General features: G+C 65.9%; 11 protein-coding genes. 5 read left to right on the top strand and 6 right to left on the bottom strand.

The window, feature by feature from the left end; all coding sequences use genetic code 11:
• The first annotated feature begins 1 nt into the window (after position 1).
• The 3 genes from pgl (at position 2) to V5F74_RS04545 (ending at position 2,856) form a co-directional block, all read left to right on the top strand.
• The gene (gene pgl / locus V5F74_RS04535; RefSeq protein ID WP_197023000.1) at positions 2-712 is read left to right on the top strand and encodes a 6-phosphogluconolactonase; all 711 of its coding nucleotides are present in this window, start codon (positions 2-4) and stop codon (positions 710-712) included.
• 16 nt (positions 713-728) lie between these two features.
• The gene (gene pgi, locus V5F74_RS04540) at positions 729-2,375 is read left to right on the top strand and encodes a glucose-6-phosphate isomerase (protein WP_394006496.1); all 1,647 of its coding nucleotides are present in this window, start codon (positions 729-731) and stop codon (positions 2,373-2,375) included.
• Between the two features lie 229 nt (positions 2,376-2,604).
• Positions 2,605-2,856 (top strand): hypothetical protein, encoded by a 252-nt coding sequence (locus V5F74_RS04545; protein ID WP_394006498.1) that lies wholly within the window; start codon positions 2,605-2,607, stop codon positions 2,854-2,856.
• 75 nt (positions 2,857-2,931) lie between these two features.
• Here the strand turns inward: V5F74_RS04545 and oxlT (V5F74_RS04550) are convergent, their stop codons facing one another.
• From oxlT (V5F74_RS04550) to V5F74_RS04565, 4 genes are all read right to left on the bottom strand, one after another.
• Positions 2,932-4,239, bottom strand: a complete 1,308-nt coding sequence (oxlT, locus tag V5F74_RS04550; protein WP_394006500.1) for an oxalate/formate MFS antiporter — start codon at positions 4,237-4,239, stop codon at positions 2,932-2,934.
• Positions 4,240-4,894: 655 nt separating this feature from the next.
• Positions 4,895-6,178, bottom strand: coding sequence for an oxalate/formate MFS antiporter (oxlT, locus tag V5F74_RS04555; RefSeq protein ID WP_051679118.1), 1,284 nt, complete (start codon positions 6,176-6,178; stop codon positions 4,895-4,897).
• A 121-nt stretch (positions 6,179-6,299) separates the two neighbouring features.
• Positions 6,300-7,529, bottom strand: coding sequence for a formyl-CoA transferase (gene frc / locus V5F74_RS04560; protein WP_024279934.1), 1,230 nt, complete (start codon positions 7,527-7,529; stop codon positions 6,300-6,302).
• A 252-nt stretch (positions 7,530-7,781) separates the two neighbouring features.
• Positions 7,782-8,252 (bottom strand): CBS domain-containing protein, encoded by a 471-nt coding sequence (locus V5F74_RS04565; RefSeq protein WP_029557668.1) that lies wholly within the window; start codon positions 8,250-8,252, stop codon positions 7,782-7,784.
• A gap of 301 nt (positions 8,253-8,553) precedes the next feature.
• Here V5F74_RS04565 and V5F74_RS04570 point away from each other — a divergent pair, with 301 nt between their 5' ends.
• A complete protein-coding gene (locus V5F74_RS04570) occupies positions 8,554-9,243 on the top strand; it encodes a GntR family transcriptional regulator (protein WP_024279936.1) in 690 nt (229 codons plus the stop codon).
• A gap of 79 nt (positions 9,244-9,322) precedes the next feature.
• Here V5F74_RS04570 and carA read toward each other — a convergent pair whose 3' ends face one another.
• Entirely contained in the window at positions 9,323-10,528 is a 1,206-nt protein-coding gene (gene carA / locus V5F74_RS04575) for a glutamine-hydrolyzing carbamoyl-phosphate synthase small subunit (protein WP_394006504.1), read from the bottom strand.
• 107 nt (positions 10,529-10,635) lie between these two features.
• Here carA and V5F74_RS04580 point away from each other — a divergent pair, with 107 nt between their 5' ends.
• Positions 10,636-11,124 carry a GatB/YqeY domain-containing protein gene (locus V5F74_RS04580; protein WP_029557666.1) on the top strand — a complete coding sequence of 163 codons (489 nt, stop codon included), beginning with the start codon at positions 10,636-10,638 and terminating at the stop codon, positions 11,122-11,124.
• A 90-nt stretch (positions 11,125-11,214) separates the two neighbouring features.
• Here the strand turns inward: V5F74_RS04580 and V5F74_RS04585 are convergent, their stop codons facing one another.
• Entirely contained in the window at positions 11,215-12,630 is a 1,416-nt protein-coding gene (locus V5F74_RS04585) for an alanine/glycine:cation symporter family protein (protein ID WP_394006506.1), read from the bottom strand.
• Positions 12,631-12,847: the final 217 nt, after the last annotated feature.

Genomic DNA, 12,847 nt, shown 5'->3' on the forward strand with positions numbered 1-12,847 from the left:
CGTGACCCCGCCGACCACACCCATCGCCCTCAACGCCTATGAGGATTCGGCCGGCCTCGCCCGGGCGCTTGCCGCCCATGTGGCCGAGGCCCTGCGCCGCCGCATCGCCCGCGACGGCATGGCGAGCCTCGCCGTCTCGGGCGGGCGCACCCCGCTCGCCTTCTTCGAAACCCTCTCCGGCGCGCCGATCGACTGGTCCCGCGTGGCGGTGACGCTGGTGGACGAGCGCTGGGTGCCGGAGACGTCGGACCGCTCCAACGCCGCTCTGGTCCGCCACCACCTGCTGAAGGGGCTGGCGGCCGCAGCCCGCTTCGTGCCGCTCTATACCGGCGCGGCGACGCCGGAGGACGGGCTTGCGGAGGCCGCCGAGCGGGTCGCCGCCCTCCCCTCCCCCTTCGCGGCCGTAGTGCTCGGCATGGGAGACGACGGGCATACCGCCTCCTTCTTCCCCGGCGCCGAGACGCTTGCCGCAGCCATCGATTCCGCGACGCCCGAAATCCTCGCCGCCGTGCGCGCAGATGCGGCGGGCGAGCCGCGCATCACCTTCACCCTGCCCCGGCTGGTTTCAGCCGACACGCTGGTGCTGCACATCGAGGGCATGACCAAGCGCGCGGTGCTGGAGCGCGCCTGCGCCGGCGGCCCCGTTGAAGAGTTGCCCATCCGCTCCGTCCTCAGGGCGCGTGCGCCCCTCGACGTGATGTGGTGCCCCTGAACAAGAGGTCCGAGCCATGACTGAAGCCCAGCCGAGCGCGACCGACGCCGCCTTCGCCGCCCTCGACGCCGCCTGGAAAGGCCGGACCGGGCGCATCGCCGACCTGTTCGCCTCCTCCGACCGCTTCGAGCGCTTTTCCACCAGCTACGGCGACCTGCTGCTCGATTTCTCCAAGACCGCCATCACAGACGAGACCCTGGCGCAATTGCTGGATCTCGCCCGGGCCGCGGGCGTGGAACAGCTGCGTGACGCCATGTTCGCCGGCGACCACATCAACCTCACCGAGGACCGGGCTGTGCTGCACACGGCGCTCCGCAACCGCTCGGACGAGAGCATTCCCGTCGACGGCATCGACGTGAAGACCGGCGTGGACGAGACCCTGCGCAACCTCACCAGCTTCGCCTACGCAGTGCGCGAGGGGCGCATCGCCGGTGCGCGCGGCAACGCCTTCACCGACGTGGTGAACATCGGCATCGGCGGCTCGGATCTCGGCCCGGCCATGGTGACGGGGGCTCTTGCGCCCTATCACGACGGCCCCCGCTGCCACTTCGTCTCCAACGTGGATGGCGCCCACATCGCCGATACCCTCAAGGGGCTCAATCCGGCGACGACGCTGTTCATTGTCGCCTCGAAGACCTTCACCACCGTCGAGACCATGTGCAATGCCGGCACGGCCCGCGCCTTCATCGCGGATACGCTGGGCGAGGCGGCCGTGGGCGACCATTTCGCCGCCGTCTCCACGTCCCTTGACCGGGTGGAGGCTTTCGGCATCTCGCGCGAGCGAACCTTCGGTTTCTGGGACTGGGTGGGCGGCCGCTATTCGGTGTGGTCGGCCATCGGCCTGCCGGTGATGATCGCCATCGGGCCAGATCGCTTCGGCGAGTTCCTCGCCGGCGCGGCTGCCATGGACGAGCATTTCCGCTCCGCGCCGCTGGACCAGAACATGCCGGTGCTGCTGGGCCTCGTCGGGATCTGGCACCGAAATGTCTGCGGCTATCCCAGCCGCGCCATCATTCCCTACGACCAGCGCCTCGCGCGCCTGCCGGCCTATCTCCAGCAGCTCGACATGGAGAGCAACGGCAAGAGCGTCACGCGCGACGGCCGGCCTGCCGTGCGTGGCACCGGCCCCATCGTCTGGGGCGAGCCGGGCACCAATGCCCAGCACGCGTTCTTCCAGCTGCTCCACCAGGGCACCGATACCGTGCCGGTGGAATTCCTCATCGCCGCGCAGGGCCACGAGCCGAACCTGAAGAATCACCAGAACCTTCTGGTGGCCAACTGCCTCGCCCAGGCGGAAGCGCTGATGCGCGGCCGCACCCTGGAGGAGGCCGCGGCCCAGCTCGTCCAGAAGGGATTCGCGGCCGAGCAGGTCGCCGCGATCGCCCCCCATCGGGTGTTCCCCGGAGACCGGCCCTCCATCACCATCGCCTATGCGGAACTCGACCCCTTCTCCCTCGGCCGCATCATCGCGCTCTATGAGCATCGGGTGTTCGTCGAGGCGGCGGTGTGGGGCATCAACGCCTTCGACCAGTGGGGCGTGGAGCTTGGGAAGGAACTGGCGACGCAGTTCCTCCCCGCCGTCGAAGGCGGGGCCCTCCCCCCCGGCGCATCGGGGTCGACAGCCGGCCTCCTGGCCTACCTCGGTGGTCTGGCCCAATCCTAAAGTGACTGCTTTCGGATGACGGGTGCCTGCGCGCTTGTGCGCGCTTGCCGGCGGCGAGGGGCAATGCTGCTATGCAGCATTGCGGGTCCGCCTCTGCGTATTTTGTATACCACGAGATTGGACAAGCGCGGTACAAGGTGACTGTACCGGGACGCGGAGGCGTCGGGCGAATTGGATCGAGCCCGGCCAAACGCGCCGCATCCCTTCGGCATCATGCCGGGAGAGAGTTATGAACGCGCTTGAGCTTACGGCTTTCGGCCTTTTCGGGATTGTCCTCACCTTCGCCGCCAACGGCCTGACGGCACAGAAGCCGTACATGACGGTGGCCGGCGGCCCTGGCATTCCGATCGAGGATGTCCTGCTGCAGACGCCCGAGCCGCGCTTTGCCCGCGTTGCCCCCTCGACCGATACGAAGGGCGCGGTCTCGAACCTCGTCATGGTCCATGCCGGCCCCTTCACCGCGGTGCCGCGCGGCAACTGACCAAAAAGAAGGGAGCGGCAAGCCGCTCCCTCAGTTGGGCCCGGGGTAGGTGGGCCGAATGTTTGAGGCAGAGCCTCAGCCAGTGACCTTCGCGCTTGCCGGCTGGGCCGCAGCCTGGGCAGCGGCGCCGGCAACGAAGCGGGTACGCATCGGCTTCAGCACGAAGATGGCCATGAGAGCGGCGATCGCGTTGACCGCAGCGGTGATCATGAACACCAGGTCCCAGTTGCCGAGGCTGGCCACAGCCACCGAGGCCATCGGCACCACCAGCGAGGCCGTGCCCTTGGCGGTGTAAAGAAGGCCAGCATTGGTGGTGGCGAACTTGCCGCCGAAGGTGTCGCCGCAGGTGGCAGGGAAGAGCGAGTAGATCTCGCCCCAGGCGAAGAACACGAGGCCGGTCAGCAGCACGAACAGCACCGGGTTGGAGCCGAAGTGGGCCAGGGCCAGCACGCCCACCGCTTCGAGGCCGAAGGCGATGAACATGGTGTTCTCACGGCCGATGTTGTCCGACACCCAGCCGAAGAAGGGACGGGTGAGGCCGTTCAGCACGCGGTCGATGGACAGGGCGAAGGTCAGCGCCGGCATGGTCAGGCCCATGATGGAGACCGGCACGTCGGCGATCTTGAAGTCCTTGGCGATGGAGCCGAGCTGCGCGGTCGCCATGAGGCCACCAGCCGCCACCAGCACGAACATGAGGTACATGACCCAGAACACCGGGGCCTTCACCATCTCGCCGGGGCCGTAATTGCGACGGCTCTGGGTGGCCGAAGCCTTGACCGCGGGCAGTTGCCCTTCCTTCGGCGCCTGCAGCAGCAGGGAGAGCACCATCACGACCGCGCCCTGCATCAGGCCGAAGAACAGGAAGGTGTGCTCGTAGCCCTGCGACTTGATCATGGCCGCGATGGGTACGATCGTGAGCGCGGAACCGGCGCCGAAACCGGCGGCCGTGATGCCTGCGGCGAGACCGCGACGATCCGGGAACCACTTCAGCGCGGAGCCGACGCAGGTACCATAGACCGCGCCCGCGCCCGTGCCGCCCAGGGCTGCCGAGACATAGAGCATGGCGAGGCTGTCGGCCCGCGAATTCAGGAACCACGACAGGGCGCACAGGATACCGCCGATGAACACGACGATCCGCGGGCCAAACTTGTCCACGAACCAGCCCTCGACCGGAACCAGCCAGGTCTCGAACAGCACGAAGATGGTGAAGGCGACCTGGATGGAGGCGCGGCCCCACTGGTGCTTCTCGTTCATGGGCTCGACGAACAGCGTCCACCCATACTGAAGATTGGCGATCATCGACATGCAGATCACGCCGATGAGCAGTTGCAGCCAACGCCCTCCAATCGGGCCGCCGACAGGCGCTGCGGAGTTCTGAGCCATTTCCTTCCCTTTCTCACTGGGGATCATCGAATGCGATGAACGGCCCGTGACGGTCGCCATTCTTGTTCGGGCCGTTCATCGACCCGTTCGCGAACCGAGGGGAAAGGTGCACACAGAATCTGGTATACAGAATGCCGTTACGGCTATGTAACTGTTACTTTTCGCTGTAATTCGGGCGTTAGAGGGCCATTTCGGCAACTCAGAACCAGAACCCAATTGTAAAGAGAGAAGGGAACCCAAGTCCCTCTCCTCGGCTTCAGGAATCGCAGATAGAACACGCCAGCCGAACAAATCTATTCTCTACTTTAGACACACAAACAAACACCGAATCACTCTCCATTTCTACAGCGTCGCCGCAATCCGGCCAACCCCCGTCATTTCAGAACGGTGTTGCTCGGCCGGGAGCGGATTCGGCATCACCAGCGCCATCTCGGCCCTGCCCTCCCTGTGCCTCAAACGAAAAAAGCCCCGGCCGAAGCCGGGGCTTGAGGGACCGCCAGATGGCGGTGGAGGGACTCGTTGGCGCGCGATCGGGCCGCGCGGATTGAAATCTGGCGTGCGCGGGGGAGGCCTCGCCCCTTTCCCACACGTCGGCACCGTCATGGCAGCGCCTGACTTATGTGTCCGGGCGGCCTTCACCGCCCGGAACAGAACCTCAGGCCGTCACCTGACGCGCGGCCGTTGCAGCCGCCGCCTCGGCATTGAGCCGGTGATGGCGGGCGAGCATGGGCCGCAGGACGAACAGGGCGCCGAAAGCGGCGGTCAGGTCCATGGCGGCGACGGTATAGAGCACCGTGCTCCAGCTGCCGGTCGCTTCCATCAGCAGGTTGGCCATCGGCACCAGCAGGGCGGCAAAGCCCTTCGCGGTGTAGAGCATGCCGTAGATCTTGCCGATGTGCTTGGAACCGAAGGTATCGGCGGCCGTCGCCGAGAACAGGGAGTAGACTTCACCCCAGGCGAGGAAGACCACGCCCGACAGGATCACGAAGGCCCAGGGATTGGTGCCGAACGTGCCCAGCGCGACAATGCCGATACCTTCCATGGCGAAGGCGAAGAACATGGTCTTCTCACGGCCGATATGATCGGAGATCCAGCCGAAGAACGGACGCGAGAAGCCGTTCAGGATGCGGTCCAGCATCAGCGCGAAGGGCAGCGCGGCCATGGTGAAGAAGTACAGGTTCACGTCGATGTGCTTGACGCCGAGATCCTCGGCGATCACGCCCAGCTGCGCCACCGCCATCAGGCCGCCGGAGACGGTGAGGACGAACATGGTCAGCATCACGTAGAACACCGGGGTGCGCAGGGCCTCGCCGAGCGTGTAGTCCCGGCGGGACTGGGCAACCGTCGAGGAGAACGTCACCTCGCTCTTGCCCGGCGCGCGCAGGAAGCCAGCGGCGAGCATGATCACCGCGCCCTGCACGAGGCCGAAGGTGAAGAAGGTGTCCTGATAGCCGCTCGACTTGATCATCGCTGCGATGGGCAGGATGGTCAGCACCGTGCCGGAGCCGTAGCCGGCTGCGGTGAGGCCCACCGCGAGGCCGCGGCGGTCCGGGAACCACTTCAGCGCGGCGTTCACGCAGGTGGCGTAGACGCAGCCGACGCCGATGCCGCCGACGGCAGCCGCCACATAAAGCGCGGTGAGCGAACCCGCATAGGAGTTCATCACCCAGCTGAGGCCGGTGAAGAAGCCGCCGACCAGCACCATCACGCGCGGGCCGTACTTGTCGATGAAGTAACCCTCGATGGGGGTGAGCCAGGTCTGCACCACCACGAACACGGTGAAGGCCACCTGGACGGACGCACGGGTCCAGCCGTGCGCCGAAACGATCTCAGGAACGAACAAAGTCCACGAATACTGAATGTTTGCTGCCGCCACCATGCAGACGACGCCAGCGACCAACTGGAGCCAGCGATTTGTCGCTGGCGCCTTCACTGCCATTTCGCTCATTTTTCCTACCCCTTAGACCATTTTTATATTTTTGATCTGATTGACCGCCCCACCCTCTTTTTGTCCCTCGTGGCGCGGCGTTTCGTTTTTCGGACGGTTCGTTCCCTCCCCGTCAGACGGCACCGGCGGCACGCATGCCGGCGATCTCTTCGGCCGAGAAGCCCACGCTCGCGAGGACCTCGTCGGTATGCTCGCCGAGGAGCGGCGCGCGCTCCACCGGCACGTTGTTGGCGGACAGGCTGATGGGGGAGCCGACCGTCACATAGGTTCCGCGCTCGGGGTGCGGCACCTCCACGAGGAAGCCGCGGTCGTAGAGCGCGCGGTCGTCCATGATGTCCTTGGTGGAAAGCACCGGCCCGCAGGGCACGTCGATGGCGTTGAGCGCCTCCATCACCTCGAACTTGGTGCGGCGGGCGGTCCAGCGCTCGATGATCTCGAAGCACTGCTCCAGCCGCTGGGCGCGGGCCTCGTGGGAGGCGAATTTGGGATCGTCGATCAGGTCCTTGCGGCCCACGAGCCGCATCAGCGGCGCCCAGCCCTGGGGCTGGATGATGACGTAGCAATAATCGTTCTCACCGCCGGGCGCGCACCGCAGCGCCGCACCGGGCTGGCCGCCGCCGGAGCAGTTGCCGGCCCGCGGCACGCATTCGCCCGAGGGCGCGCCGGGATATTCGGCGAGCGCGCCCGCATCGAGGCGCTGCTGGTCACGCAGCTTCACCCGGAGGAGGTTCACCACGCAGTCCTGCATGGCCACGTCCACCTTCTGGCCCTCGCCCGTCACCGTGCGCTGGAACAGCGCAGCGAGGATGCCGGCGACACAATGGATGCCGGTTCCGGTATCGCCGATCTGCGCGCTGGAGGCGGTCGGCGGTCCGGAGCGCCAGCCCGTGGTGCTCATGGCGCCGCCCATGGCCTGGGCGATGGTCTCGTAAGCCTTGGCGTCGACACCCGAGGCTTCGGCGAAACCGCGAATGGAGGCATAGATCAGGCGCGGATTGCGGGCGCGGACTTGCTCATACCCGAAGCCCTGGCGATCGAGCACGCCGGGACCGAAATTCTCGACCATCACGTCGCAGGTTTCCACGAGGCGGTTCAATGCCTCCTGACCGGCGGGGGTCTTGATGTTGAGGGTAACGCTCTTCTTGTTGGCGTTAAGCATGGTGAAGTAGAGACTGTCCACGTTGGACTTGTCCCTGAGCTGCGAACGGGTGATGTCCCCGCGCCGCGGCATTTCCACCTTGATGACATCCGCACCCAGCCACGCAAGAAGCTGCGTCGCCGAGGGGCCGGACTGAACGTGCGTCATGTCCAGGACGCGCACGCCGTCAAGCGCCTTGCCCATGCACCCACTCCCGGAATTCCCTGCCCTGTTCCTTCGGTGCCGGTCTGCGCCGGCTTGGATGCGCCCCTCGGAGATACGATCGAAGGGACCCACCCTCTGGCATTTCAAGTTTTGAATTACGTATGCCAGATACAGAACTGTAACACTGCGTTCGTCCGTTCGCAAACGGGTTTTGAGTCATTCTTAGACGAAAGTAGGAAAAAACCTCGGGGCCGCAGCGGGATACAGGCGGCCCCGAAAAGCTCCCGCGCCTCAGCGCAGGGCGGCGAGACCCGCCTCGATGCCGCCCGAGACGACCTGAAGCGCAGGTTGGGTCTCGGATTCCTTAAGGTAATGGCGCATCAGGTCGGTGGCGCTGATGACACCGACCAGCGCGTAGCTCTCCATGACCGGGAGATGACGCACCTGGTGCTCCACCATCAGCCGCAGCACGGTCTCTATGGTGTCTTCGAGGCTGCAGGAGATGACCTCCCGCTTCAGCAGCGAGGCCAGCACCACCTTCGGCGTGTTGGCCCCATGCTCCAGCACCGCGCGGGTCACGTCGCGCTCGGAGAAGACGCCCACCACCGTGTTTCCCTCGGTGCGGCAGACGTCCTTGATGATGACGGAGGAAATGTTCTCCCGCTTCATCACGAGCACGGCGTCGGCCACCGTCTCATGCATGCGCAGGGTGATGATGCGGGTGTCACGTTTTTCCCGCAGGATATCGTCCACGGTAATCATTGGCGTGTCCTCCCCTGGCGAATGCTCGCCTATTGCCCCGGCGAAAGCTTCGCCGGGCAGGGTGGGGCCTTGTTACGCCCATCTTCCCTCGGATCATCGTGGTATTCAAAATACATCCTGTCAACGCAAGAAGCGTCCCGCACCCGCGCAGAAGATGCTGCATTGCCACAAGATTTCGGGACACCTGCGGCATTGCTTGCCGGCGCACTCTTCCTCGCATGTGATATGATGTATTTGGTGCGCAAGACGGGAATCACTTCAGGCCCGACTGACTGCCGAAAGCCTAAGGCGAAGGGGTGCGATGACGTACCAGGATATCAACGTGAAGCCGATCGAGACGGAATCGAGCTTCCGGATGAAGGCCTACAAGGCGCTGAAGGCGGCCATCATGGAGATGGACATCTACAGCCACCCCGAGGAGATCCGCCTCGAGGAGCGCCAGCTGTCAGAGAAGCTCGGGGTGTCGCGCACGCCCATCCGCGAGGCGATGACGCTGCTTGAGCAGGAGGGCTTCGTGCGCTCCGTGCCGCGCCGGGGCATCTTCGTGGTGCGCAAGACCAAGCAGGAAATCATCGAGATGATTACCGTCTGGGCGGCGCTGGAGAGCATGGCGGCGCGCCTCGCCTGCGAGCGCGCCACCGAGACCGAGATCCGCCAGCTGCGCGAGAACGTCCGCGCCTTCGCCAACCGCAATCCGGAAGAGTTCGTCTCCGAATATTCCGAGGCGAATCTCGCCTTCCACAAGCTCATCATCCGCATGTCCGGCTGCGCCCTGATCGCGGAGACGACGGAGAACCTGTTCCCCCACATGCGCGGCGTCCGCAAGGTCACCATCGGCCAGGCGCACCGGGCCCAGCGCTCCATCGTCGATCACACGCATATCGTCGAGGCCATCGAGAAGCGCGACCCGGACCTCGCCGAACGCCTCGTCCGCGAGCATACCCTCGGCCTCGCCCGGCATGTGGCGGAGCATGGCGAGTTCCTGAACTAGCCTGCACGCTGCACGAACCGACAACAGAAAAGGGCCGGCACTTGCGAGCCGGCCCTTTTTCTTTCCGGGCGAAGACGGCTCAGGCCGCCTTGTGCTTCTCGATCATCGTGACGAAGCGGTCGAACAGATAGTGGCTGTCCTGCGGGCCGGGGCTCGCCTCGGGGTGGTACTGCACCGAGAACACCGGCTTGTCGGCCAGCGCGATGCCGGCGTTGGAGCCGTCGAACAGGGAGACGTGGGTCTCCACAGCGTTCTTCGGCAGGCTGTCACGGTCCACGGCGAAGCCGTGGTTCATGGAGGTGATCTCCACCTTGCCGGTGGTGAGGTCCTTGACCGGGTGGTTCGCGCCGTGATGGCCCTGGTGCATCTTCACCGTGCGGCCGCCGACCGCGAGGCCGATCATCTGGTGACCGAGGCAGATGCCGAAGGTGGGCACCCCCCTCTCGATCACCGTCCGGATGACCGGCACCGCATATTCCCCCGTCGCCGCCGGATCGCCGGGGCCGTTGGAGAGGAACACGCCGTCCGGCTGGAGCGCGAGGATGTCCTCGGCCGAGGTGGTGGCAGGCACCACGGTGACTTTGCAGCCGGCGCGGGCGAGCAGGCGCAGGATGTTGCGCTTCACGCCGTAGTCGATGGCGACCACGTGATGGCGCGGCGCCTCCTGCCGGCCATAGCCGGTTTCCTGATTCCAGGTGGTCTCGTCCCAGTCGAAGCGCTGGATGGAGGTGACGCCGGGCACGAGGTCCATGCCGACGAGGCCGGGCCAGGAGCGGGCTTCCTTCTTCAGCGCCTCGATGTCGAACACGCCATCCGGGGCATGGGCGATGACCGCATTGGGCATGCCCGCCTCACGGATGAGGGCGGTCAAGGCGCGGGTGTCGATGCCGGTGATGCCGGGGATGCCGCGGGCCTTCAGCCAGTCGTCGAAATGGCGGGTGGCGCGGTAGTTGGACGGGTCCGTCACCGCGGTGCGCAGCACCACCCCGCGCACGCCGGAGGCCGAGGCCATGGACACCGTCTCGATGTCCTCCTCGTTGGTGCCCACGTTGCCGATGTGCGGGAAGGTGAAGGTGATGATCTGCCCGGCGTAGGAGGGATCGGTGAGGATCTCCTCATAGCCGGTGATGGCGGTGTTGAAGCACACTTCGCCGGCGAGATGGCCGGTGGCGCCGATGCCGAAGCCTTCGAGCACGGTGCCGTCGGCGAGCACGAGCAGGGCGGTGGGCCGGGGCTCGGCCCAACCCTCGGTGGCGTTGGGGGCGTGGTCTTGTTCGCTGGTCATGGATCGCCTAGATAGAGGCTCGCGCGCCGCGTTTCCAGCGCCTCTCGCAGGAATTTGTGCGCCCTCAGCGCCGCCGGCCGGATGGCCGCGAGATCCTGCTGCCGGAAATGGCGCCATTCAACACAGGACGGACGATCGTGCTTCGCGACGACATCAACGCGGCCCTCAAAGAGGCGCTAAAGGCCCAGGATAAAAAGAGAACCGGGACGCTCCGCCTCATCAATGCGGCGCTCAAGGACCGGGATATCGAGCAACGGGGACATGGCAAGGACCCGCTCACCGACGACGAACTGCGCGCCCTGCTCGCCAAGATGGTGAAGCAGCGTGAGGAGAGCGCCCGCATCTATGACGAAGCGGGCCGCCCCGAGCTTGCCGCGCAGGAGCGCGAGGAAATTACCTACATCCAGGCCTTTCTGCCTAAACAGCTTTCCGAGGCCGACACGCGCGCTGCCATCGCCGCGGTGATCGCCGAGATCGACGCCAAGGGCATCAAGGACATGGGCCGCACCATGGCCGTTCTGAAGGAGCGCCATGCCGGCGCGCTGGATTTCGGCAAGGCCTCCGGCTGGGTGAAGGACGCGTTGACGGCGGCCTGACCGGGCCGGTTCACACCACCTTTCCGGGTGCTGTTCGGGGGCGGAATCGGTGACGTTCGGCAGATGCCGGGTCCGATTCCGCCCCTTTTTCTATTTCCGGCTCCAGATCTTCCGGTCGACGCCGGGCGGCAGGTCGGCCATCTCGTCAGCGACGAACACCGGCTCCTTCCCCGCCTTCCGCTGCGTAATGTAGTCCTGCGTCAGCCGCACCACCGTGCCCGAGAGCAGGACGATGGCGACGAGGTTGATGGAGGCCATCAGGCCCATGGAGGCGTCCGCCGTGTTGAACACGGTGGCGACGCTCTGCAGCGATCCCCACACCACCATGGCCAGCAGCGCGACGCGCAGGATGATGACGCCCGAGACATGGCCGTGGCCGAGGAAGACCAGCGCGTTCTCGGCATAGGAATAATTGCCGATGATGGAGGTGAAGGCGAAGAAGAAGATGGCGATGGCCACGAAATAGCGCCCAAGCCACCCCACATGCACTTCCAGCGCAGCCTGGGTGAGCTGGGTTCCGGTGAGTTCCGCCGAGGGCACCACCTCCGACAGCAGGATCAGCAGCGCGGTGGCGGTGCAGATGACGATGGTGTCGATGAACACCCCCAGCGACTGCACGAAGCCCTGGCTCACCGGGTGGTGCGGGTCGGGCGTCGCCACCGCGGCGATGTTGGGGGCGCTGCCCATGCCGGCCTCGTTGGAGAACAGGCCGCGCTTCACCCCGTTCATCATGGCCGCCGCCACCGAGCCGGCGACGCCACCCGTCGCCGCGCCGACGCCGAAGGCGCTGCCGACGATGTGGGCGAGGATGCCGGGCACCAGGGTGATGTGGGTCACGAGCGCGTAGAAGGCGAGGCCCACATAGGCGAGGGCCATGAAGGGCACCACGAATTCCGCGGTGCGGGCGATGGTGGCGATGCCGCCGAAGATGATGACGCCGGACATGAGCGCCACCACCAGCCCGGTGCCGAGCTTGGGCACGCCAAAGGCGCCCTCCACCGCATCGGCGATGGAATTGGCCTGCACCGCGTTGAAGACGAGGCCGAACGAGATGATGAGGCAGACCGAGAACAGCCCGCCCGCCCACGAGGCCTTGAGGCCATGGGCGATGTAGAAGGCCGGCCCGCCGCGATAGCGCCCTTCGTCGTCCTTCACCTTGTAGAGCTGGGCCAGCGTGCTCTCGGCGAAGGCGGTGGCCATGCCCAGCGCCGCCACCACCCACATCCAGAAGATGGCCCCCGGCCCACCAAGGGTGAGCGCCACCGCCACGCCGGCGATGTTGCCGGTGCCGACGCGGGAGGCGAGCGAGGTGCACAGGGCCTGGAACGGGGTGATGCCCGATTTGTCGGTGTCGTTGGAGCGCAGCACCGACCGCAGCATCTCGGGGAAATGGACGATCTGCACGAAGCCGAGCCGCAGGGTGAAATACACGCCCACCGCCAGCAGTCCGTAGATCAGGATGTAGCCCCAGAAGATCGTGTTGAGGAAATCGATCACCGCATCCATGTCGGCCACCCCCGCTGAAACCGTGAAGCTTACCAGCGGGGCTGTGGCGGTCCATCCCTGCCCGCACCGCGTGCGCCACTTTGTGGACACAATTCGGAGACGGCGGGAGGGGTGTGGATAAGGGGGATTGCGGGGGTGAACCACTCTTGCGCCCCGGACGCATGCAGCGACAGCGAAATGCGAGCCGGGGCCCAGCGCAAGAGACCGCCGAAGGCGC

Source organism: Xanthobacter aminoxidans (genome assembly GCF_043193615.1).
Classification (GTDB): Bacteria; Pseudomonadota; Alphaproteobacteria; order Rhizobiales; family Xanthobacteraceae; genus Xanthobacter; species Xanthobacter aminoxidans.